General features: G+C 58.8%; 22 protein-coding genes and 1 riboswitch. Of the genes, 9 read left to right on the forward strand and 13 right to left on the reverse strand.

What is annotated here, in order from left to right; translation table 11 throughout:
- The first annotated feature begins 89 nt into the window (after positions 1 to 89).
- On the forward strand, positions 90 to 851 hold the full coding sequence (locus tag ACMYSN_RS07215) for an endonuclease/exonuclease/phosphatase family protein (protein WP_462497535.1): 762 nt from the start codon (positions 90 to 92) through the stop codon (positions 849 to 851).
- Positions 848 to 2,086, forward strand: coding sequence for a cardiolipin synthase B (gene clsB, locus ACMYSN_RS07220; protein ID WP_462497536.1), 1,239 nt, complete (start codon positions 848 to 850; stop codon positions 2,084 to 2,086). The genes ACMYSN_RS07215 and clsB overlap by 4 nt, the downstream gene beginning before the upstream one ends.
- A gap of 77 nt (positions 2,087 to 2,163) precedes the next feature.
- On the opposite strand, the gene ACMYSN_RS07225 is transcribed toward clsB, so the two are convergent.
- The 6 genes from ACMYSN_RS07225 to moaA form a co-directional block, all read right to left on the reverse strand.
- Positions 2,164 to 2,868: a Bax inhibitor-1/YccA family protein gene (locus ACMYSN_RS07225; protein WP_123756050.1), complete on the reverse strand. Its 705-nt coding sequence runs from the start codon at positions 2,866 to 2,868 to the stop codon at positions 2,164 to 2,166.
- A gap of 45 nt (positions 2,869 to 2,913) precedes the next feature.
- Positions 2,914 to 3,366 (reverse strand): molybdopterin synthase catalytic subunit MoaE, encoded by a 453-nt coding sequence (gene moaE, locus ACMYSN_RS07230; RefSeq protein WP_123756049.1) that lies wholly within the window; start codon positions 3,364 to 3,366, stop codon positions 2,914 to 2,916.
- A 1-nt stretch (position 3,367) separates the two neighbouring features.
- On the reverse strand, positions 3,368 to 3,616 hold the full coding sequence (gene moaD, locus ACMYSN_RS07235; RefSeq protein ID WP_462497537.1) for a ubiquitin family protein: 249 nt from the start codon (positions 3,614 to 3,616) through the stop codon (positions 3,368 to 3,370).
- Positions 3,609 to 4,097: a cyclic pyranopterin monophosphate synthase MoaC gene (moaC, locus tag ACMYSN_RS07240; RefSeq protein WP_123756047.1), complete on the reverse strand. Its 489-nt coding sequence runs from the start codon at positions 4,095 to 4,097 to the stop codon at positions 3,609 to 3,611. Before moaC ends, moaD begins: the two co-directional genes overlap by 8 nt.
- A gap of 3 nt (positions 4,098 to 4,100) precedes the next feature.
- Positions 4,101 to 4,613, reverse strand: coding sequence for a molybdenum cofactor biosynthesis protein B (gene moaB, locus ACMYSN_RS07245; protein WP_462497538.1), 513 nt, complete (start codon positions 4,611 to 4,613; stop codon positions 4,101 to 4,103).
- Positions 4,614 to 4,635: 22 nt separating this feature from the next.
- Positions 4,636 to 5,625 (reverse strand): GTP 3',8-cyclase MoaA, encoded by a 990-nt coding sequence (moaA, locus tag ACMYSN_RS07250; protein ID WP_462497539.1) that lies wholly within the window; start codon positions 5,623 to 5,625, stop codon positions 4,636 to 4,638.
- Positions 5,613 to 5,751, reverse strand: a riboswitch (molybdenum cofactor riboswitch). Its footprint overlaps the gene before it by 13 nt.
- 210 nt (positions 5,752 to 5,961) lie before the next feature.
- On the opposite strand from moaA, the gene yvcK reads away from it, so the two are divergent.
- The 4 genes from yvcK to pmrB all read left to right on the forward strand — a co-directional run bounded on the left by yvcK (position 5,962) and on the right by pmrB (position 10,409).
- Positions 5,962 to 6,867: a CofD/YvcK family protein gene (yvcK, locus tag ACMYSN_RS07255; RefSeq protein ID WP_462497540.1), complete on the forward strand. Its 906-nt coding sequence runs from the start codon at positions 5,962 to 5,964 to the stop codon at positions 6,865 to 6,867.
- 113 nt (positions 6,868 to 6,980) lie between these two features.
- Positions 6,981 to 8,624: a lipid A phosphoethanolamine transferase gene (gene eptA / locus ACMYSN_RS07260; RefSeq protein WP_462497541.1), complete on the forward strand. Its 1,644-nt coding sequence runs from the start codon at positions 6,981 to 6,983 to the stop codon at positions 8,622 to 8,624.
- Positions 8,624 to 9,295, forward strand: coding sequence for a two-component system response regulator PmrA (pmrA, locus tag ACMYSN_RS07265; RefSeq protein WP_174508433.1), 672 nt, complete (start codon positions 8,624 to 8,626; stop codon positions 9,293 to 9,295). The genes eptA and pmrA overlap by 1 nt, the downstream gene beginning before the upstream one ends.
- A 4-nt stretch (positions 9,296 to 9,299) precedes the next feature.
- Positions 9,300 to 10,409 (forward strand): sensor histidine kinase, encoded by a 1,110-nt coding sequence (pmrB, locus tag ACMYSN_RS07270; RefSeq protein ID WP_462497542.1) that lies wholly within the window; start codon positions 9,300 to 9,302, stop codon positions 10,407 to 10,409.
- A gap of 219 nt (positions 10,410 to 10,628) precedes the next feature.
- On the opposite strand, the gene uvrB is transcribed toward pmrB, so the two are convergent.
- Positions 10,629 to 12,650, reverse strand: coding sequence for an excinuclease ABC subunit UvrB (gene uvrB / locus ACMYSN_RS07275; protein WP_123756040.1), 2,022 nt, complete (start codon positions 12,648 to 12,650; stop codon positions 10,629 to 10,631).
- Between the two features lie 736 nt (positions 12,651 to 13,386).
- Here uvrB and ACMYSN_RS07280 point away from each other — a divergent pair.
- A complete protein-coding gene (locus tag ACMYSN_RS07280; protein ID WP_123756039.1) occupies positions 13,387 to 14,109 on the forward strand; it encodes an ABC transporter ATP-binding protein in 723 nt (240 codons plus the stop codon).
- Here ACMYSN_RS07280 and bioD read toward each other — a convergent pair.
- Genes bioD through bioB form a run of 4 tightly spaced genes read right to left on the reverse strand, consistent with a single transcriptional unit; the run spans position 14,051 to position 17,699 of the window.
- Positions 14,051 to 14,773, reverse strand: coding sequence for an ATP-dependent dethiobiotin synthetase BioD (gene bioD / locus ACMYSN_RS07285; protein WP_462497543.1), 723 nt, complete (start codon positions 14,771 to 14,773; stop codon positions 14,051 to 14,053). The genes ACMYSN_RS07280 and bioD overlap by 59 nt on opposite strands.
- The gene (gene bioC / locus ACMYSN_RS07290; RefSeq protein WP_462497544.1) at positions 14,766 to 15,521 is read right to left on the reverse strand and encodes an SAM-dependent methyltransferase; all 756 of its coding nucleotides are present in this window, start codon (positions 15,519 to 15,521) and stop codon (positions 14,766 to 14,768) included. The genes bioD and bioC overlap by 8 nt, the downstream gene beginning before the upstream one ends.
- Positions 15,505 to 16,662 (reverse strand): 8-amino-7-oxononanoate synthase, encoded by a 1,158-nt coding sequence (bioF, locus tag ACMYSN_RS07295; RefSeq protein WP_462497545.1) that lies wholly within the window; start codon positions 16,660 to 16,662, stop codon positions 15,505 to 15,507. Before bioF ends, bioC begins: the two co-directional genes overlap by 17 nt.
- Complete coding sequence (gene bioB / locus ACMYSN_RS07300; RefSeq protein WP_123756035.1) at positions 16,659 to 17,699, reverse strand: biotin synthase BioB; 1,041 nt, start codon at positions 17,697 to 17,699, stop codon at positions 16,659 to 16,661. Before bioB ends, bioF begins: the two co-directional genes overlap by 4 nt.
- An 85-nt stretch (positions 17,700 to 17,784) precedes the next feature.
- Between bioB and bioA the strand changes: the two genes are divergently transcribed.
- Together bioA and ACMYSN_RS07310 are read left to right on the forward strand one after the other, a co-directional pair.
- On the forward strand, positions 17,785 to 19,074 hold the full coding sequence (bioA, locus tag ACMYSN_RS07305; protein WP_462497546.1) for an adenosylmethionine--8-amino-7-oxononanoate transaminase: 1,290 nt from the start codon (positions 17,785 to 17,787) through the stop codon (positions 19,072 to 19,074).
- Positions 19,075 to 19,144: 70 nt separating this feature from the next.
- Positions 19,145 to 19,621, forward strand: coding sequence for a YbhB/YbcL family Raf kinase inhibitor-like protein (locus ACMYSN_RS07310; RefSeq protein ID WP_462497547.1), 477 nt, complete (start codon positions 19,145 to 19,147; stop codon positions 19,619 to 19,621).
- A 57-nt stretch (positions 19,622 to 19,678) separates the two neighbouring features.
- Here the strand turns inward: ACMYSN_RS07310 and ACMYSN_RS07315 are convergent, their stop codons facing one another.
- Complete coding sequence (locus tag ACMYSN_RS07315) at positions 19,679 to 21,088, reverse strand: amino acid permease (protein ID WP_462497548.1); 1,410 nt, start codon at positions 21,086 to 21,088, stop codon at positions 19,679 to 19,681.
- A gap of 98 nt (positions 21,089 to 21,186) precedes the next feature.
- A complete protein-coding gene (gene hutH / locus ACMYSN_RS07320; protein ID WP_123756032.1) occupies positions 21,187 to 22,719 on the reverse strand; it encodes a histidine ammonia-lyase in 1,533 nt (510 codons plus the stop codon).

The following is a 22,719-nucleotide window of genomic DNA, read 5'->3' on the forward strand; positions in this document are numbered from 1 at the left end:
GCACTTTACGGAAAATTCCGTAACACCGCATCTTTTTGTGACACCTACTACACTATTTCATTCAGGAAAGTGACATTGGCTGGAGAAATATGGTCGAGAAATCGCACGGATGGTCGTTCAATGTACTGACCCTTAACATTCATAAAGGGTTCACGACGTTTAACCGACGCTTCATGCTGCCGGAGCTGCGTGACGCCGTCAGAAGCGTCAGCGCCGACATCGTGTGTCTGCAGGAAGTTACCGGGGAGCATACCGTTCACCCGCAGAATGTCGATAACTGGCCGGACGATCCCCATTATGAATTCCTGGCCGATTCGCTGTGGAGCGACTACGCCTACGGGCGCAATGCGGTCTACCCGCAAGGGCACCACGGCAACGCCGTCCTCTCCCGCTTTCCCATCGAATATCATGAAAATATCGATATTTCTGTGGGCGACAGCGAAAAGCGCGGCCTGCTGTACTGTCGGATCGTGGTACCGGAAAGCACCGTGGCGCTGCACCTGCTGTGCGTGCACCTGGGCCTGAGCGCCCGGCAGCGCCGCGCCCAGCTGGCGATGCTCGCCGGGCGGGTTAATCGCCTGCCCGCCGCAGAACCGGTCGTGGTTGCCGGGGATTTTAACGACTGGCGCCAGCAGGCTAACCACCCGCTGAAGGCCCAGGCCGGCCTGGAGGAGATCTTTACTCGCGCCCGCGGTCGCCCGGCGAGAACCTTCCCGGCCGGTTTTCCGCTGCTGCGCCTGGATCGGATCTACGTGAAAAATACCCGCGCCAGCCACCCTACCGCCCTGGCGCGTCATCCCTGGCGTCGCCTGTCGGATCATGCTCCGCTGAGCGTGGAGATTCAGCTATGAAATGCCGTTGGCAGGAAGGAAACCGCATCCGTTTACTGGAGAATGGCGACAACTACTATCCGGCCCTGTTCGCCGCCATTGCCCGCGCGCAGCGCAAAGTGATCCTCGAAACCTTTATCTGGTTTGAAGATGATGTCGGCTGGCAGCTCCACGCGGCGCTGCTGCAGGCCGCCCGGCGCGGGATCCAGGTGGAAGTGCTGCTCGACGGCTACGGCTCGCCCGACCTTAGCGCCAGTTTCGTCGATGAACTGAGCGCCGCCGGTGTGATATTCCGCTACTACGATCCGCGCCCGCGGCTGCTCGGCATGCGCACCAATCTGTTTCGCCGCATGCATCGCAAAATCGTGGTGATTGATGAAACGACGGCCTTTATCGGGGGTATTAACTATTCCGCCGAACACATGACCGATTATGGCCCGGAAGCAAAACAGGATTACGCCGTGCAGGTTGAAGGGCCGGTGGTTCTGGATATTCTGCAGTTTGAGCTGGAAAACCTGCCTGACAACGCCTCAACCCGCCGCCGCTGGCTGCGTCGTCGACACCCACCGGAAGTTAACCGCAGCCCCGGGGAGGCCCAGGCGCTGTTTGTCTGGCGGGATAATCATGAACATCGTGATGATATTGAACGACATTATCTGAAGATGCTGACCAGCGCCCGCCGGGAAGTGATCATCGCCAATGCCTACTTTTTCCCCGGCTACCGGCTGCTGCATGCGATGCGCAATGCCGCCCGCCGCGGCGTGCGGGTGAAGCTGATTGTGCAGGGCGAGCCGGATATTCCCATTGTCAAAGTCGGCGCCCGCCTGTTGTATCGCTATCTGGTCAAAGGGGGCGTGCAGATATTTGAGTACCGCCGCCGCCCGCTGCACGGTAAAGTGGCCCTCGCGGACGATCACTGGGCCACCGTCGGCTCCAGCAATCTCGACCCGCTGAGCCTGTCGTTAAATCTCGAAGCGAACCTGATTATCCACGATCGCGAGTTCAATCAGACCCTGCGCGACAACCTTAACGGACTTATCGCCCTGGACTGCAAGCAGGTGGATAAATCGATGCTGCCCACCCGCAGCTGGTGGAATCTGGGTCAGAGCGTGATTGCCTTCCACTTTTTACGTCACTTCCCGGCCTGGGTCGGCTGGCTGCCAGCCCATACGCCGCAGCTGGCGCGGGCCAACCCGCCGGTTCAGCCGGAAATTGAAACTCAGGATCGGCTGGACACACAAAACCAGGAAGTGTGATAGCAGGCAACGGCATGCAGGAGATATCGCCCCGGTAACGCGATGCGTCCCGGGGCTGATAACGGTGATGGGGTTGCTTAACGGCGGTTGCCGAAAATACGCAGCAGCATCAGGAACAGGTTGATAAAGTCCAGATACAGCGTCAGGGCGCCGAGTATGGCGTATTTGCGCAGCGTTGAACCGTCGCGGGTATCGATCTGCTCGCCGATGTTTTTCAGCTTCTGGGTGTCATAGGCGGTCAGGCCGACAAAGACAATCACCCCGATATAGGTAATCACCCACATCAAGGCTTCACTCTTCAGCCAGAAGTTAACCAGCGACGCCAGAACAATACCAATCAAGCCCATAAACAGCATGTTGCCGAAGCCGCTGAGATCGCGTTTGGTGGTATAGCCGTACAGGCTCATGATGCCAAACATCCCGCCGCTGATCACAAAGGTGCTGGCAATCGACGAGTAGGTGTAGACCAGAAAAATGCTGGATAGCGTCAGCCCGGTCAACGCCGAATAGAGCATAAACAGCGTGGTCATCACCCCTGCACTCAGCCGCTGTACCATCCCGGAGAGCACGAAGACCAGCGCCAACTGGGCAATAACCAACCCGATAATGACCAGTTGGCTGGAGAAAATAAACATTCTCACCGCCGGGGTATTGGCGGCAAACCAGGCAATAAAGGCGGTCAGCAGCAGGCCGACCGTCATCCAGCCGTAAACCTGAGCCATATAGGTTTGCAGGCCGCTTCGCACCTGAACGATGGAATCTGAACGTGGGAATCTGTCCATGACTATCTCCTGATTAACACGGTATCTCTGATTAAGCGTATCACACTACCAGCGCTCTGCCGCCTGACGATCGCTATCGCGGGCATCCACCCAACGTTCGCCTTCCGGCGTCGCTTCACGCTTCCAGAACGGCGCCCGGGTTTTCAGGTAGTCCATAATGAACTCCCCGGCCTCAAAGGCGCTGCTGCGGTGCGCGCTGGTCACGCCGACAAACACAATTTCTTCGCCCGGCCACATTTCGCCGATGCGGTGAATCACCGTCACCCGGCCCAGCGACCAGCGCTCCCGCGCCAGTTCGACGATTTCCGCCAGCGACTTTTCCGTCATCCCCGGATAGTGCTCGAGGGTCAGCGCCTTCACGCTATCGCCAAGATTGTGGTTACGCACTTTGCCGGTAAAGGTCACCACCGCGCCGTCTTCATCGCGCTCGGCCAGCCACGGGTATTCGTCGCCCACGCAAAAACGTGCAGGGCTGACGACAATTCGGGTCTGCGTCATCTTAACCCCCCGTGACCGGTGGGAAAAATGCCACTTCGTCACCGGGAGCCACCGGATGGTCAAAGCTGGTCAGCGTTTGATTGACCGCCGCCAGCAGCTTGCCCGCTTCCAGCGCCAGCGCCCAGCGATCGCCACGGCTGACGAGCTGTTGGCGAATAGCCTCCACCGTCAGCGGCGCGTCCGCCTCAAGCGTCAGCGCATCGGTACCGACCAGTTCGCGCACCTGAGCAAAAAACAGAACCTTAATCATGGGTCTCGTCCGCCTTGAAATCACCGGATTTGCCGCCGCTTTTCGCCAGCAGGCGTACCGGGCCAATGACCATATCTTTTTGCACCGCTTTGCACATATCGTAAATCGTCAGCGCCGCAACGGAGGCCGCGGTCAGCGCCTCCATCTCAACCCCGGTTTTCCCGGTCAGGCGGCACAGCGTCTCGATGCGCACCCGGTTCTGTTCCGGCAGCGCCTGCAGGTTGACTTCAACCTTGCTCAACATCAGCGGATGGCACAGCGGGATCAGCTCCCAGGTCCGTTTGGCGGCCTGAATGCCGGCAATACGGGCGGTGGCGAAAACATCGCCTTTGTGGTGGCTGCCGTCGATAATCATCGCCAGCGTCGCCGGCTGCATTTCGACCCAGGCTTCGGCCCGGGCTTCACGTACGGTTTCCGCTTTGGCGGAGACGTCCACCATGTGCGCTTCGCCAGCGGCGTTAATATGCGTCAGTTGTGACATAGCTTATTTCTTAAGATGAGAGATAAAGTTGCACGGGCGCGTACGCGCATCCAGCTGCGGGGCAATGATGTTGTCCCACGCGGTACGACAGGCTTTGGTTGAACCCGGCATAGCAAAAATCAGGGTCCGGTTCGCCACCCCGGCAATGGCCCGGGATTGCAGGGTCGAGGTGCCAATCTCCTCAAAGGAGAGCATGCGGAATACTTCGCCAAACCCTTCGACTTCGCGATCGAACAGCGGCCGGAGCGCTTCCGGCGCCTGATCGCCATCGGTAAAACCGGTCCCGCCGTTAATCAGCACCACCTGGACGTCATCGCTGGCGATCCACGCCGACACCTGGGCGCGAATGGCGTAGCGGTTCTCTTTCACGATGGCCTTATCGGCGATGTGATGGCCCGCCTCCTGCGCCGCGTCACGCAGCCAGTGGCCAGAGGTGTCGTCCTCTTCGCCACGGCGGCTGGATACGGTGAGAATAGCAATGCGGGTCGGGGTAAACTCAGCGCTGGCCTGACTCATCTGTTCGCTCCTTTAGAATCAATTATCCGCCAATATACGACAGGTTTTGCGTAATACCGGTGTTGCCCTGATGCAGGAAATGGGTTTGTTTTTTATGGGTTAAGGCTTCAGAAATGCGTGCTTCCAGCGCCGACTGCTGCTGGTCTTCGGCAAGCAGATCGCGTAAATCCACGCCACCGTCGCCAAACAGACACAGATGCAGTTTACCCACCGAAGAGACGCGAAGCCGGTTGCAGGTGGCGCAGAAATCTTTCTCGTACGGCATGATAAGGCCAATTTCACCGGCGTAGTCCGGGTGGCAAAAGACCTGCGCCGGGCCGTCGCTGCGCTGGCTAATCTGGTGGATCCAGCCGCGGCGCAGCAGCTCATCGCGCAGGACCATGCCGGAGATATGGTGACGGCGAAACAGGTCGCTGCCCTCGCCAGTCTCCATCAGTTCAATAAAGCGCAGCTGGATGCGGCGCGGTTGGATCCACGCCAGGAAGGTGTCGAGCTGATGATGGTTCACATCGCGCATCAGCACGGTATTGACCTTCACTTTTTCGAAACCGGCGGCGAAGGCGGCGTCGATACCATCCATCACCTGCTGAAATTTATCCTGCCCGGTAATGGCGTGAAACTGACGCGCATCGAGGCTATCGACGCTGACGTTAATCGCCGTCAGCCCGGCATCACGCCACTGCTGCACGTCACGGGCCAGGCGGTAGCCGTTGGTGGTGACCGCAATCTGGCGAATGGCGCTGTTTTCTCGCACAGCGGCAATAATGTCGGCGAAATCACGACGTAACGACGGTTCGCCGCCGGTCAGGCGCACCTTCTCGGTGCCGAGAGCCGAAAAGGCACGCGTCACGCGACGCACTTCGTCTACGCTGAGAAAGCCTTTGTTAGTGACCGCGCCGGGCTTGTAGCCATCCGGCAGGCAGTAGGTGCAACGAAAGTTACACACATCGGTAATTGACAGGCGCAAGTAATAAAACTTACGCGCAAACGCGTCGGTAAGCTGAGAAGCCATATACACCTTTCCAAATACGGGAGACGCGGTCATTTCTTTCCACGCCCTGGTGACAGGCGGAGCCGTCACGGCCAAAGCACCATATCTTGCGACACAGGTACAAGGGCTAGAGTGTTAACAGGTTAATGCCGATAGTAGCGCGGATACGACGGTTTCGCCATTTTCCATTTCGTTATATAATTATGTATATATCGATACGATCGTGCATTTTCGTTACAGAATAGCCAAAAACCAGGCTTTTGCATTGATATCGGTCAGTTTGTCAGGATCCGCCCATCGTCTTTTAGGGGTAGATCGGTTACTGTGAGCCCGTTTAATCGCTATTAAGGAATCTCTATGCGTACTCGTACGTTCGCCGATCTCGATCGCGTGGTGGCACTGGGCGGCGGGCACGGTCTGGGCCGGGTGATGTCGTCGCTCTCCTCGCTCGGTTCACGCCTGACCGGTATTGTCACGACCACCGATAACGGCGGTTCGACGGGTCGTATTCGTCGCTCCGAGGGCGGTATTGCCTGGGGGGATATGCGCAACTGCATTAACCAGTTGATCGCCGAACCCAGCATCGCGTCGGCGATGTTTGAGTATCGTTTTGCCGGTAATGGTGAACTTTCTGGTCATAACCTCGGAAATCTGATGTTAAAGGCGCTCGACCACCTGAGCGTGCGGCCTTTAGAGGCCATCAACTTGATCAGAAATCTGCTGAAAGTGGACGCCTTTTTGATCCCGATGTCGGAACAACCGGTGGATTTGATGGCCATTGACCATGAAGGGCATGAAGTTTACGGCGAGGTCAATATTGACCAGTTGCCCTGCGTCCCGCGAGAGCTGATGCTCTCCCCGCCGGTGCCCGCCACTCGTGAAGCGGTGCAGGCCATTGCGCAAGCCGATTTAATCCTGATTGGGCCGGGCAGTTTCTACACCAGCCTGCTGCCTATTCTTCTGCTGGATGAGATGGCCCAGGCCCTGCGCCGCACCCCCGCGGCGATGGTGTTTATCGACAATCTTGGCAAAGAGCACAGTCCGGCCGCCAGTTTGACCCTGGCGGACCGCGTCGGGATTATGGAGCACTATATCGGCAAGCAGGTGATTGATGCGCTGATCGTCGGGCAGAACACCGATATCAGCGGTCTTGAAAACCGCACCATCGTGCAGACGCGACTGGACGCGGTTGATGTCCCCTATCGCCATGACCGGGCGCGCCTGCGCAGCGCACTGGAGGAGGCCATTCAGGCCATCGGCTAAGGCATGACGAAGTAACGGTGACGGCAGAACCGCCGCCGTTATCTTAAAATCTTAAGGTTGTCTTAAATTAACGCTGTCACCATGGCCACTATCTTAGTCCCAGGATTGTTGCCATGTCGCTACTCCCGTTACGTCGGCCGGTCATGAGCCGTACGCTTTATCTGATTCTCTTTGCGCTGTATATCGGACTGCTGCTGAACCTCGCGTTCTATCGTCAGGTCTTCACGCTGCTGCCGGTCAACAGCCTGCATAACTGGCTGGTGTTCCTCAGCATGCCGGTGGTCGCGTTCAGCGTGATGAATATCCTCACCACGCTGGCCTCTTTCCTTAAGCTCGACCGCCTGGTTATCAGCCTGTTCATTCTGCTCAGCGCCTCGGCACAGTATTTTATCTGGACCTTTGGGGTGATTATCGATCGCGCCATGATCACCAACATTCTGGATACCACCCCGGCGGAAAGCTTTGCCTTGATGTCCGGCAGGATGGTCCTGACGCTGGGGCTCTCCGGCGTACTGATGGTCGCGCTGGCCTGGTGGGTAAAAGTGGCGAAGCCGAAGACGGTATGGCGCGGCATCCTGATGCGCCTGCTAAACATCGTTGTCTCTGCGTTGCTGATTCTGGTGGTCGCGGCACTGTTTTATAAAGATTACGCCTCGGTCTTTCGCAACAATAAAGAGCTGGTGAAGTCACTGAGCCCGTCGAACAGCATCGTGGCGATTAACTCGTGGTATTTCCACAACAAAATGGATAATTTGCCGCTGGTGAAAATCGGCGAAGATGCCACCCAGAAAGCGGAAATGCGTCACGGACCGCGCAAGAATTTAACCATTCTGGTGCTCGGCGAAACCTCCCGGGCGCAGAACTTCTCCCTCGGCGGCTACGATCGCGAAACCAACCCACGCCTGAAACAAGATGATGTGGCCTACTTCGCCAATACCACCTCATGCGGAACCGCCACCGCGGTGTCGGTGCCCTGCATGTTCTCCAATATGCCGCGCGCCCATTATGATGAAGAACTGGCGCACCATCAGGAAGGTGTACTCGATATCCTGCAACGCGCCGGCGTTCAGGTGCTGTGGAACGACAATGACGGCGGCTGTAAGGGTGCCTGCGACCGCGTACCGCATCAGAATGTTACCGACCTGAACCTGACCGGTCAGTGCATCAATGGCGAATGTTACGATGAGGTGCTGTTCCATAATCTGGAAAGCTACATCGATAATTTGCAACAGGATGGCATTATCGTGCTGCACACTATCGGCAGCCATGGCCCGACGTACTACAATCGCTATCCTGCTGAATTCAAGAAATTTACCCCAACCTGCGAAACCAACGAAATCCAAAGTTGTACCCAGCAGCAGTTGACCAATACTTACGACAACACCATCTTGTATGTCGATTATGTGGTGGATAAAGCCATCAAATTATTGCAGTCAAAGCAGGATAAATTCACCACCAGCCTGGTGTATCTCTCCGATCACGGTGAGTCACTCGGCGAAGATGGGGTCTATTTACACGGACTGCCGTGGTCCATCGCGCCGGAGACGCAAAAACATGTGCCGATGCTGATCTGGCTGTCCCCGGATTACCAGCAGCGCTATGGCGTCTCCGGCCAGTGTCTGCAACAGAGAGCTAAAACAGACTCTTATTCTCAGGATAATCTGTTCTCCACCCTGCTCGGGCTGCTGGGGGTCAACACCCACGAGTACCGGGCAACTGACGATATTTTAACGCCATGCAGAAGCGAGGCCGGTTGATGAAAATCTTAGTCATTGAAGACGACGCACTCCTGTTACAAGGGTTGATTCTGGCGATGCAAAGCGAGGGGTACGTCTGCGATGGCGTCGCCACCGCCCATGAGGCCGCGCTGTCTCTTGCCAGCAACCACTACAGCCTGATCGTGCTGGATTTGGGTCTGCCGGATGAAGACGGCCTGCACTTCCTGGCGCGCATGCGCCGGGAAAAATTCACCCAGCCGGTACTGATCCTTACCGCCCGCGACACCGTCGACGATCGGATTAGCGGTCTCGATACCGGGGCAGATGACTACCTGGTGAAACCGTTCGCCCTGGAGGAGCTGAATGCCCGCATCCGCGCCTTGCTCCGCCGCCATAATAACCAGGGCGACAATGAGATGTCCGTCGGCGATCTGCGGCTGAACATCACCCGTCGCCAGGTCTGGCTGGGGGATAATGCGCTGGATCTGACGCCGAAAGAGTATGCCCTGCTCTCACGCCTGATGATGAAAGCGGGTAGCCCGGTGCACCGCGAAATTCTCTACAACGATATCTACAGCTGGGACAACGAGCCGGCCACCAACACGCTGGAGGTGCATATCCATAACCTGCGCGATAAAGTCGGCAAGGCCCGTATTCGTACGGTCCGGGGATTTGGCTATATGCTGGTGAAGCAATCAGAGACGGAATAACGCCATGGCACTGTTCAATAGTGAAAACTGGACGATGCGTCATCGTCTGCTGCTGACCATTGGCGCCATTCTGGTGGTCTGCCAGCTGATCAGCGTCTTCTGGCTGTGGCATGAAAGCAAAGAGCAGATCCAGCTGCTGGTGGCGAGCGCCATTGAAGGGCATAACAACCAGAAGCACGTCGAGCACGAAGTGCGCGAAGCGGTTGCCAGCTTACTGATCCCCAGCCTGCTGATCGTCGGCCTGGCGCTGTACATCAGCATGCTGGCGGTGAGAAAGATCACCCGTCCGCTGTCGACGCTGCAGTGTGAACTCGAAAGCCGCACCCCGGACAACCTGCAGCCCATCACCTTGACGGAGTCGGTGCCGGAAGTGACGGCAGTGACGACGGCCATCAATCAGCTGGTGTCCCGATTGAACCTGACGCTCGACCGTGAACGGCTGTTCACCGCCGATGTTGCCCATGAGCTGCGCACGCCGTTAGCCGGTCTGCGCCTGCACCTGGAGCTGATGGCCAGGGCACACAACGTCGAGGTGACGCCGCTGATCCAACGTCTGGACCTGATGACCAACAGCATTTCGCAGCTGTTGCAGCTGGCCCGTGTTGGTCAGTCGTTTTCCGCCGGTAGCTACCAGCGTGTTGCGCTGCGCGAAGATGTGATTGAACCGGTTCGTGACGAGCTGGAGACCATGCTCGAACAACGCCAGCAAAGGCTGGAAGTCGTCTGCCTGTCTGAGAGTGGCTGTGAGGACGTGATTGTCTCCGGCGACGCGACGTTGCTGCGGGTGGCGCTGCGTAATCTGGTGGAAAATGCCCATCGCTACAGCCCGACAGAGTCGGTGGTCAGAATCTCAATTCAGGCGGGCGCCACGCCGGTTATTGCGGTGGAAGATCAGGGGCCGGGGATTGATGAAGCGAAAAGCGGTGAGCTGAGCAAAGCGTTTGTCCGCATGGACAGCCGCTTTGGCGGGATTGGCCTGGGGTTAAGTATTGTGACGCGCATCGTCCAGTTGCACGATGCCCAGTTCTTTTTACATAACCGCCAGCCAGGCCCTGGCGTACGGGGCTGGATCCAGTTTCCCGCGCTGTCGCGTCAGAAGGTCAAAACCCACTGATGGAAAAAGGCGACCACCACGATAAACGCGCAGGTCACGGCCAGGTATTCACGGAAGTTTGATTTTTGCATGACACTATCCTCATCAGAATGGGGATAGTGTCGCCTGGCAAGATTAAGCTGACATTAAGCCAGCCAGTAAATGCAGCACGAAAGGTAAAAAATCAGCGCGACGTCACGCTGTACTGCCGGTCCGGCGCGGTGATTTCCGCAATCCAGGTTACGAAGCGGCAATAAACAGCTCGCGCAGCTGATGCAGCTGGTCGCGAATCTGCGCCGCCTCTTCGAACTCGAGGTTCTGCGCGTGCTGCATCATCAGCCCTTCCAGCTCGTGAATTTTCTGCTGGAGCGCTTTCGGCGTCAGCACCACTTCCGGGGTATCTGCCTCCACCGGCGAACGTGATTTGCCGCGCCCTTTGGCTTTGGTCTTAGCGATGTTGCTGCCTAGCGCCAGAATATCGACCACTTTTTTATTCAGCCCCTGCGGGGTAATACCATGCTCTTCGTTATAGCGCTGCTGTTTCTCACGACGACGCTCCGTTTCGCTGATGGCTTTCGCCATCGAGGCGGTGATCTTGTCGCCATACAGAATCGCTTTACCGTTGATATTACGCGCCGCACGGCCAATGGTCTGAATCAGCGAGCGCTCGGAACGCAGGAAACCTTCTTTGTCGGCATCGAGGATCGCCACCAGTGAGACTTCCGGCATATCCAGCCCTTCACGCAGCAGGTTGATCCCCACCAGTACGTCAAACTCGCCCAGTCGCAGGTCGCGGATGATTTCCATGCGCTCCACGGTGTCGATATCCGAGTGCAGGTAGCGCACGCGCTCGCCGTGCTCTTCGAGATACTCCGTCAGGTCTTCCGCCATGCGTTTGGTCAGGGTGGTCACCAGCACACGTTCGTTGATGACCACCCGGGTACGAATTTCTGACAGCAGGTCATCGACCTGAGTGGCCACCGGACGCACTTCAATGATGGGATCCAGCAACCCGGTCGGACGTACCACCTGATCGACCACTTCATCACCGGATTTTTCCAGCTCGTATGGCCCAGGCGTTGCCGACACATAGATAGTCTGCGGCGCCAGCGCCTCAAACTCTTCAAATTTCATCGGGCGGTTATCCAGCGCGGAAGGCAGTCGGAAGCCGTACTCCACGAGGGTCTCTTTACGCGCCCGGTCCCCACGATACATACCGCCAATTTGCGGGATGGTGACGTGGGATTCGTCGATAACCAGCAACCCGTCCGCCGGCAGGTAATCGAACAACGTTGGCGGTGGCTCACCCGGGCCACGTCCGGAGAGATAGCGCGAGTAGTTTTCGATACCGGAGCAGTACCCCAGCTCGTTCATCATCTCGAGGTCAAACTGCGTGCGCTGCGACAGCCGCTGCTCTTCCAGCAGCTTATTGTTGTCCAGCAGCACTTTGCGCCTTTCCGCCAGCTCGACTTTGATCTCTTCCATCGCCTGTACAATGCGCTCACGCGGCGTAACGTAGTGCGTTTTTGGGTAGATGGTAAAGCGCGGGATGGTGGATTCAACCTGGCCGGTGAGCGGGTCGAACAGCGACAGCCGCTCGACCTCTTCGTCAAACAGTTCGATCCGCAACGCAACGTCGTCTGATTCCGCCGGGAAAACGTCAATCACTTCGCCGCGCACCCGGAAGGTGCCGCGCTGGAAGGCCTGATCGTTGCGGGTGTACTGCAGCTCTGCCAGGCGACGCAAAATCGCCCGCTGGTCGATGAGCATCCCGGTGGTCAGGTGCAGCATCATCTTCAGGTAGAGATCCGGATCGCCCAGGCCGTAAATGGCCGATACCGACGCCACCACCACGACATCGCGCCGCTCAAGCAGCGCCTTGGTCGCCGAGAGACGCATCTGTTCGATGTGTTCGTTCACCGACGCGTCTTTCTCAATGAAGGTGTCAGAGCTCGGCACGTAGGCTTCTGGCTGATAATAATCGTAGTAGGAGACGAAATACTCCACCGCGTTTTCCGGGAAGAACTCTTTCATTTCACCATACAGCTGCGCTGCCAGCGTTTTGTTCGGCGCCAGCACCATGGTTGGGCGCTGGAGATCGGCAATAACGTTAGCGATGGTGAAGGTCTTACCCGACCCGGTTACCCCCAGCAGGGTTTGATGCGCCAGGCCATCTTCCAGCCCCTCTTCCAGACGCCGGATGGCTTCCGGCTGGTCACCAGAGGGACGGAATGGGGAATGCAGCGTGAACGTTTTACTCATATGTCTGGCCCTGAAGAAGGATGGTACGCCTGGTGGTATGCGGCAGGTGTTTAATTCTACCCTTCACACCAGCTTTTGCCAATAAATAATACTGTACATAAAAACAGTACCACATTATTGTTTATGCTCACCGCGGTGGGAAGATGACTCATTTTGGGGTGAAAGCTGACCATCTTGCAGAATAATCCGCCAGACAGTAGGGTTATCCCCAGAAAAATTTATCATTTAACATTTGTCAAGCAAGGTAATGAATCTTTTATGGCAGCAGGTGACACTTTCCTTACAGCCATTGCTTTTATTCAACCAATTGATTTTTAATGATATTAAACAAAAGATGGGTTTCGCGCCAATTCAGCCGCAGGCCGCGTAATCTCTAGCTTACCGCAAGTTCTCTAACTCTAATACACAAGGTTATCCACAGGAATAGTGGATAAGTGTCTGCAGGCCTTGACCACTGCCACCCCGCCGAAATCGACCGACCGTCAAAAACCAGCGCCTAAAAAAAATTATCGAATTATTTTTGATATTTATCAGCTAAAGAGGCCTGCCTTTTTGTTGCTTTCTGCACCATTTTTCATGCGCTTTAGCACCGGGAAAGTGCAACCGTCTCGTTGCCCCGCCGCCGTCATGGCCTGTGATACCTGTTCTGACAGAAAAAACCGGAACATCTTTTTCCTGGCAAGAGATTTGCAGAATCTTCATGTCGCTCACTATCCCCGAAAAGGAGAAAACGTCTATGTTGAGTCTACGCGCAGTCAATCAGTACTACGGAAGCCAGCACACACTATGGAATGTCGACCTTGAACTACGGTCCGGCGAGTGCACCTGTGTGATGGGACTTCAGGGAATGGGGAAAACCACGCTCATTAACTGTATTACCGGCCATCTCCCGGTCGCCAGCGGCAGTATGACCTGGCAAGAGATCGGTTCGCCGCCCTGCGATATCACGCCGCTCTCCGCGCAATCCCGGGCGATTATCGGTATCGGCTATGTGCCACAGGACAAGCGAATTTTTTCGCAGCTCAGCGTGGAAGATAATCTGCATATTGCGCTGGCTGCCGGCGGCAATCCCGGTGCGGTGGTGAAGGGTGAGATTTACGATTTGTTTCCCGACCTGTACGGCCAGCGCCAGCATAAAGGCGCGATGCTGACAGAGGATGACCAGTACCAGCTGGCGCTGGCCAGAGCGCTGATTGTCCAGCCGCGCCTGCTGATTCTCGATGAACCATCACGCGGCAGCGGCCAGCACTTCATGCATAAACTGGGGGATTTACTGGTGCGTCTGAACCGCGATATCGGCTTAACGGTGCTGCTCGCGGAGCAGCACCTGCCGTTTATTCGCCGGGTGGCGGATCGCTTTTGCCTGCTACACCGTGGGCGTAACGTGGCGCAAGGCAGCGTTATTCAGCTGGATGAACCGCTGCTGGCGCAATGGATGACGCCCGATCCAGCGCGTTAAGGTCAATATACTGCCCGAGGTCGTCGCGCTGCGCGGCGTCCGTAAGCCACGGGATCTCTCCCAAAAACGGCGTCGGCAGCAGGCGTTTCAGGGTCGCCAGATATTCGACATGGCGCCTGCCCGGCGGCTGGATATCGTTGGCGATCCAGCCGACCAGCGGCAGCCCTGCCTGGCGTACCGCCTGGGCGGTGAGCAGCGCATGGTTGATGCACCCCAGTTTGATGCCGACCACCAGAATGACTGGCAGTTGCTCATCGCGCACCCAGTCGGCAAAGCTCAACGTGGGGGAAAGCGGTGTGAACCAGCCGCCAGCGCCTTCCACCAGCACCCATTCGGCTAGATTTTCCAGCTCGCGCAATCCGGCAGACAGCGCCCCGGCCGTAATCGGTCGCCCCTCTTCCGCGCTCACGATATGCGGTGACGTCGGTTCCTCAAAGGTCAGCGGGTTCACCTGAGCGTAGCTCAGCGCCACGGCGCTGTTGCGCTGCAACGCCAGGGCATCTTCATTGCGCAGCCCCTGCGCCGTCAGCTCGCTTCCGGACGCCACCGGCTTATAGCCCGCGCTTTTCAGACCCGACAGATTCGCCGCCTGCAACAAGGCGCAGCTGGATATGGTTTTCCCGACTTCAGTGTCGGTTCCAGTGACGAAAAAACGTTTAGTCACGTTCAATGACTCCTGTAAAAAGATGGTACGTCAGCGGGCACTGGCCCTGCTGTTGTGGCCAGGCCAGTTGCAGCTGACGCAGTTTTCCCCGGCTCAGCGGTGCTGCATGGCGTCCCTGATGCAAATGCGTGGCGCCGATCCCTTTCAGCGAGCGCATCGCGCTCAGGGCATCGGCAAACGGCAGGCCGACCTCGTGGACCTGCCCGACGGCCCGCCGCCCGGCCAGCGCCTCGCGCACCGCCTGTTCGCTGAGAAAGCGATTGGCATGCGGGTGGCTATCGATGGCGCGCCAGGCCTGATTCAGTTCCGGCAGCGAACCGGACAGCAACGTGGTAAACGCCACCTTGCCGCCAGGGCGCACCACCCGACACAGCTCGTCAATGGCGTCGGCCAGGCTGTCGCACCACTGCACCGCCAGGTTGCTCCACGCCAGATCGACGCAGGCATCGGGCAGCGGCAGCGACTCGATATCGCCCTCCACGTAACGATCGGCGCACTGGTCACGCCGCGCCTGGGCCAGCATCTCAGCGGAGAGATCCAGCGCGGTAACTTCGCTTCCGGCCTCGCGCCAGTAGCGGCTCATGCTGCCAGGACCGCAGCCGGCATCCAGCACCGTGGCAAAGGCCCGCTCGTTGAGCTGGTGCAGCAGGCGCGCGGCGCTGATCCGCTGGAGCGCGTCGTGTTGCGAATAATGGCTGGCCGCCCGGCCAAAGGCCGCGGCAACCGCATGTTTATTGACTCTCGCCATGCAGCACCTCCAGCAGACGGCTGATGTCAGTGGCGTCGTGGGCGGCGGTCAGCGTCAGGCGCAGACGAGCGCTCCCCGCCGGTACCGTCGGCGGACGAATGGCCGTTGCCCAACAGCCCTGCTTGCGCAAACGTGCCGCCAGCCGTAATGCCCGGCCGTTATCGCCGACGATCAGCGGTTGAATCGCGCTACCTGATGCGCTCAGCGTCCCTGGGAATGTGGCCATGCCGTCGCGGAACTGCGCCACATGACGCGCCAGTTTTTCCCGTCGCTGCTGACCGTCATCGCTACGGATCACCGCCAGCGCGGCGCTCAGCGCCACCGCCTGAGCCGGCGGCATCGCGGTGCTGTAAATCAGGTGACGGGCAAACTGCAGCAGATAGTCTGCCAGCGCGTCATCGCACAGCACCGCTGCACCGCTGACGCCAAAGGCTTTACCGAAGGTCACCACCAGCAGTTCAGGGCGAACGTTGTGCGCATGGCAGCTGCCGCGCCCCTCCTCGCCCACCACGCCAATGCCGTGGGCATCATCCACCAGCAGCCAGCCGTCGGCGGCCCGGGTTGCCTCGGCAATGGCGGCGAGCGGAGCGCTGTCGCCATCCATGCTGAATACCCCTTCCGTCACCACCAGTTGCTGTCCCGCCAGCGGCTTGCCCAGCAGTTCGCTTAGCTGCTGCACATCGTTGTGCGCAAAACGCCGCAGCGCCGCCGGACTGAGGCTCGCGGCCTCCAGCAGGGAAGCATGGCTCAGCCGGTCCGCCACCGTGCGGTCGTCCTTGCCGAGCAGCGCGGCAATCAGCGCCTGATTGGCGGCAAACCCCGAGATAAACAGTAGCGCACGCGGATAGCCCAGCCACTCCGCCAGCGATGTTTCCAGCTGGCGATGCGCCTCGCTGTAGCCGCTGACGTGACCGGAGCCGCCGCTGCCGACACCGTAGCGCGTCGCCCCCTGCTGCCAGGCGGCGATAATTTCCGGGTGTTGACTCAGCCCGAGGTAATCATTGCTGGAGAAATTGAGCCAGCGCTGGCCGTCGCGGGTCAGCCAGCGTCCGGCCCCCTGCTCCACCGGCTGACGGCGGCGAAAGGCATCCGCCTCCCGTCGCTCGCTCAGCGCCTGGCCAATGCGTTGCTGCCAGCTCATAGCGCCGCCGCGTTGTAATATTCCTCAGTGTCCGGGGTACGTAATACCTGCTCGAGGCGCTGCTGCTGTTCGTTATCACCTTCCAGCACCGCCGTCTGCTGCGGGTTAAGCCCGAGTTTACGGAACAGCTGCAGGTCTTTGTCCTCTTCCGGGTTCGGCGTGGTCAGCAGCTTGCAGCCGTAGAAAATCGAGTTGGCGCCGGCCATAAAGCACATCGCCTGGGTCTGCTCGCTCATCTGCTCACGGCCAGCGGACAGTCGCACATAGGAGGATGGCATCATGATCCGCGCCACCGCGATGGTGCGGATAAAATCAAAGGCATCGACGTCGTCGTTATCGGCCAGCGGCGTGCCCTTGACCTTAACCAGCATGTTGATAGGCACGCTTTCCGGCGCCGTCGGCAGGTTTGCCAGCTGCAACAGCAGCCCGGCGCGGTCTTTCTCGGTTTCGCCAAGGCCGACGATCCCGCCTGAACAGACCTTAATCCCGGCATCGCGCACTTTGTCGAGGGTATCCAGACGCTCCTGGTAGGTACGGGTGGTGATGATGTTGCCGTAGAATTCCGGCGAGGTATCCAGGTTGTGGTTGTAGTAGTCCAGACCGGCTCCCGCCAGACGCTGCGCCTGGTTATCCGTCAGGGTGCCGAGGGTCATGCAGGACTCCAGCCCCATCGCCTTGACCCCTTTAACCATCTGCTCGAGATACGGCATATCGCGCTCGTGCGGGTTTTTCCAGGCGGCCCCCATGCAAAAACGGGTTGAACCGGCGTTTTTCGCCTGACGCGCCGATTCCAGCACCTGCTCCACTTCCATCAGGCGCTCAGATTCCAGCCCGGTTTTGTAGCGCGCGCTCTGCGGGCAATATTTACAGTCTTCCGGGCAGGCGCCGGTTTTAATCGACAGCAACGTGCTGACCTGAACCTGACGCGGGTCGAAGTTCTGGCGGTGGATCTGCTGCGCTTCAAACAGCAGGTCCAGCAATGGTTTATTAAATAACTCAGTAACTTGCGACATTGTCCAGCGTGCGTGGTGAGCCATTGGCCTCTCCAAAGGGTTTTGTTAATTGTCGGTTCGGTTTATACTCGTAAACCTAAATGTTTTCAGAATGGTTTACAAGTCGCTTATGACAACGGACGATCTCGCCTTCGATCGGCGCCACATTTGGCACCCCTACACCTCCATGACCTCCCCTTTACCGGTTTACCCGGTGGTGGCTGCCCACGGCTGCGAGCTGTCCCTCGCCAGCGGTGAGCAGCTGGTTGACGGCATGTCGTCATGGTGGGCGGCGATCCACGGCTACAATCACCCACGCCTGAACGCGGCGATGAAAGCGCAGATTGACCAGATGTCACACGTGATGTTTGGCGGTATCACTCACCCTTCAGCGGTCGCACTGTGCCGCCAGTTGGTGGCGATGACCCCGGCATCGCTGGAGTGCGTGTTCCTCGCCGACTCCGGCTCGGTGGCGGTGGAAGTTGCGATGAAAATGGCCCTTCAGTACTGGCAGGCGAAAGGCCAGCCGCGCCAGCGTTTTCTGACGTTCCGCAACGGCTACCACGGTGATACCTTCGGCGCGATGTCGGTCTGCGATCCGGACAACTCCATGCACAGCCTGTGGCAGGGTTATCTGCCGGATAATCTGTTCGCCCCGGCGCCGCAGAGCCGCTTTGACGGAGAGTGGGATGAGCGGGATATGGTGGCGTTTGCCCGGCTGATGGCGGCCCATCGCGAAGAGATTGCGGCGGTGATCCTCGAACCGATCGTCCAGGGCGCGGGCGGGATGCGGATGTATCACCCGCAGTGGCTGAAGCGCATTCGTCAGATGTGCGACCGTGAAGGCATCCTGCTGATTGCCGATGAGATCGCCACCGGATTTGGCCGCACCGGTAAGCTGTTTTCCTGCGAACATGCGGGAATCGCGGCGGATATTCTGTGTCTCGGCAAAGCGCTGACCGGCGGGACCATGACGCTGTCGGCTACACTGACCACCCGGGACGTCGCGGAGACCATCAGCAATGGTGAAGCGGGTTGCTTTATGCACGGCCCGACGTTTATGGGCAACCCGCTGGCCTGCGCGGTGGCGACTGAAAGCCTGAGCATCCTTCAGACCGGCGAGTGGCAGCAGCAGGTGGCGGCCATTGAAACACAGCTCAACGCCGAGCTGGCCCCGGCGCGGGAATCACCGCTGGTGGCCGATGTCCGGGTGCTGGGTGCCATCGGGGTGGTGGAGACCCGCCGCCCGGTCAACATGGCGGCGCTGCAGCGGTTTTTCGTCGAGCAAGGGGTGTGGATCCGCCCGTTCGGCCGCCTGATTTACCTGATGCCGCCGTACCCGATCGCCCCGCAGCAGCTAACGCGTCTGACCCAGGCGGTGAACGCCGCAGTGCGGGAAGAAACATTTTTTAGCGAATAAGCAGCGGAAACTGGCCGTCAACAAGACTACACTTCGTTGTTAATCAGTAGATTATCCCGGAGGAGACGGTATGAAATTAATCAGTCACGATCTGCAAGATGGCGGCAAACTGCCTCAGCGCCATGTGTTTAACGGCATGGGTTACGAGGGGGACAACCTGTCGCCGCATCTGGCGTGGGACGAGGTTCCCGCGGGTACCAAGAGTTTTGTGGTGACCTGCTTTGACCCGGACGCGCCAACCGGCTCCGGCTGGTGGCACTGGGTGGTGGTGAATCTGCCCGCCGGGACGCGCGAGCTGGCGCAGGGTGCCGGTTCCGCCCAGCCGTCCCTGCCCGCTGGTGCGCTCCAGACCCGCACCGATTTCGGCCTGCCGGGCTACGGCGGCGCAGCGCCGCCGAAGGGAGAGAGCCATCGCTATATCTTTACCGTACATGCACTGGACGTCGACACGCTGGATGTCGATGAAGGCGCCAGCGGCGCGATGGTTGGCTTTAACGTCCATTTCCATACATTGGGCAGCGCATCCCTCACCGCCCTGTTTATCTGAACACCGATATTCAGTCCCCGGCTGGCGCGACGCTTAGCTGCGCTACCGGGGAGTCACTCAGATTGAGGATGACTGCTCTGGCTCTGGCGCAGGCAGCGCCGCGCGATTTTTGACTTTCGCATACCAGATAATCGTCAGCAGCCCCAGCCACACCAGGCCGGCGATCAGCGCAATCCGCGTCTCCTCCACCATTCCCAGTACCGCGATCACCATCCCCATAAACAGCAGCGTCAGCAGCGGCGCCACCGGCCAGAACGGCACCGGGAACTCAATCTGCTGACGCTCTTGCGCCGACAAACCGCGACGCATAGCGAAGTGCGACAGCAGGATCATCAACCACACCCACACCGTGGCAAATGCCGCGAGGGAGGCAATCAGCACGAACACCTGCTCCGGCATCAGGTAGTTCAGCACCACCGCCGCCAGCAGCGCCACGCCCATCACCACCACCGTCATCCACGGCACGCCGTTGCTGGCAATGCGCAGGAAGCTTTTCGGCGCCATCCCCTCTTTGGCCATGCCGTACATCATCCGACCGGCACCAAAGATATCGCTGTTAATCGCCGAAATACTGGCGCTGATGACGATGATATTCAGGATGGTCGCCGCCGCAGGGATCCCCAGGCCGCTAAAAATCAGTACGAAAGGACTGCCCTGCTCACCGAAGCTGTTCCACGGGAAAATCGCCATCAGGATCGCCAGCGTACAGACATAGAACAACACGATACGCAGCGGGATGGTATTGATGGCCTGCGGGATCACCTTCTTCGGGTTCTGCGCTTCGGCGGCGGTGACGCCGATAATCTCAACGCCACCAAAGGCGAACATCACGATCCCGAGCGAGGCGATTATCCCCTGCCAGCCGTTCGGGGCAAAACCGCCGTGGCTCCACAGGTTTTCCAGCCCGGTCGCCGGGAAGCTGTTGCCAAAACCAAAGAAGATGATGCTGCCGCCCGCGACGATCATCGCGATAATCGCCACCACTTTCACCAGCGACAGCCAAAACTCCATTTCGCCGAAAATGCGCACGTGGCACAGGTTCATCGCGCCGATGAAGAAGATAATGCTCAGCACCCAAATCCAGCGCGGCACATCGGGGTACCAGAGCCCCATGTAGATACCAAACGCGGTGACGTCCGCCAGGGCGACGATCACCATCTCGAAAGTGTAGGTCCAGCCGGTAATAAACCCGGCCAGCGGCCCGAGATACTGTCGGGCATAGCTACCGAAGGAGCCGGAAACCGGCTGGCGTACCGCCATTTCCCCCAGCGCACGCATGACGATAAATACTGCCAGGCCGCCGATCAGATAGGCCAGCAGTACCGCCGGTCCCGCGGCTTTGATCGCGGCCGAAGAACCATAAAACAGCCCGGTCCCGATAGCGGAACCCAGCGCGATAAAACGAATATGTCGGGCATTCAGCCCGCGCAGCAGGTGTGGCTTTTGTGGCGATGGTTGTTGTTGCATATGCGAGTGTCCTGATAATTTTTGTATGACGACAAATATGCGTGTAGGACGGTCGGGGGGACGTTATCCCCCCGACACGGGTACAGAAATACGAAGGGTCAGATCTGACCAGGCAAGATGGCAGGAAGCAGTCGGGTCAGGTGGCGTGCCGCCAGCAGGGCGATAGCCTGTTCAATATCCGGCGCGAAGAAACGATCCTGGGTGTAATGCGAGACCCGTTCACGCAGCAGATGGCGGGCCTCTTCCAGCAGCGGACTGCTGGCCAGTCCTTCGCGCATATCCAGCCCCTGCACCGCGGCCAGCCACTCGACGGCCAGCACGCCGCGGGTGTTTTCAGCCATCGCCCACAGACGACGCCCGGCAGCCGGAGCCATTGAGACGTGATCTTCCTGGTTTGCCGAGGTCGGCAGGCTGTCAACACTGTGCGGATGCGACAGCGCTTTGTTCTCGCTGGCCAGCGCCGCGGCGGTAACCTGGGCAATCATAAAGCCGGAGTTCACGCCGCCATTTTTGACGAGGAACGGTGGCAGTTGTGACATATGGCTGTCCATCATCAGTGCTATACGACGCTCTGACAGCGACCCGATTTCAGCGATCGCCAGTGCGAGATTGTCCGCGGCCATCGCCACCGGCTCGGCATGGAAGTTGCCGCCAGAGATAACCTCGTTTTCACTGGCAAAGACCAGCGGGTTATCGGAGACCGCGTTGGCTTCAACCAGCAGAACCTCAGCGGCCTGGCGAATCTGGGTCAGGCAGGCGCCCATCACCTGTGGCTGACAGCGCAGAGAGTACGGGTCCTGAACTTTCGTACAGTTATGGTGCGAGCGGGAAATTTCGCTGTCTTCGGTCAGTACATGGCGATACAGCGCCGCCGCATCAATCTGCCCGCGTTGGCCGCGTGCATCGTGGATACGCGGATCAAACGGACGACGGGAGCCCAGCGCGGCTTCAGTGGTTAACGCACCGCACACCACCGCCCCGGCAAACAGGTCTTCCGCTTCAAACAGGCCACGCAGCGCAAACGCCGTTGACGCCTGAGTGCCGTTGAGCAGTGCCAGCCCCTCTTTTGCCGCGAGAGTAATCGGCGCCAGGCCGACTTTTTCCAGCGCCTGACGAGCGGGCATCCACTCGCCGTCAACCCGCGCTTTGCCTTCGCCTAACAGGGTCAGCGACATGTGAGCCAGCGGCGCCAGGTCACCGGAAGCGCCGACCGAGCCTTTCGCCGGGATCCACGGCGTAACGCCTTTGTTCACCAGCTGAATCAAGGCCTGAATTACGCTCAGACGAATACCGGAGAAGCCGCGGGAGAGGCTGTTGATCTTCAGCACCATAATCAGGCGCGCCATCTCATCATCCAGCGGCTCGCCAATCCCCGCTGCGTGGGACAACACCAGCGAGCGCTGCAGGTTTTCCAGGTCGTCAGTCGAAATTCGCGTTTGCGCCAGCAGGCCAAAACCGGTGTTAATGCCGTAGGCCGTGCGCCCTTCGGCCAGAATCGCGTTGACGCAGGCCACGCTTTCATCGATCGCGGCAAACGCGCGTTCATCCAGGGTCAGCGTCAGCGGCTGGAGATACACCTCGCGCAGCTGCGCCAGACTCAGTTGACCAGGAATCAGTGTTAAGTTTTTCAT

Source organism: Klebsiella sp. R445 (assembly GCF_051131755.1).
GTDB lineage: Bacteria > Pseudomonadota > Gammaproteobacteria > Enterobacterales > Enterobacteriaceae > Klebsiella > Klebsiella lignicola.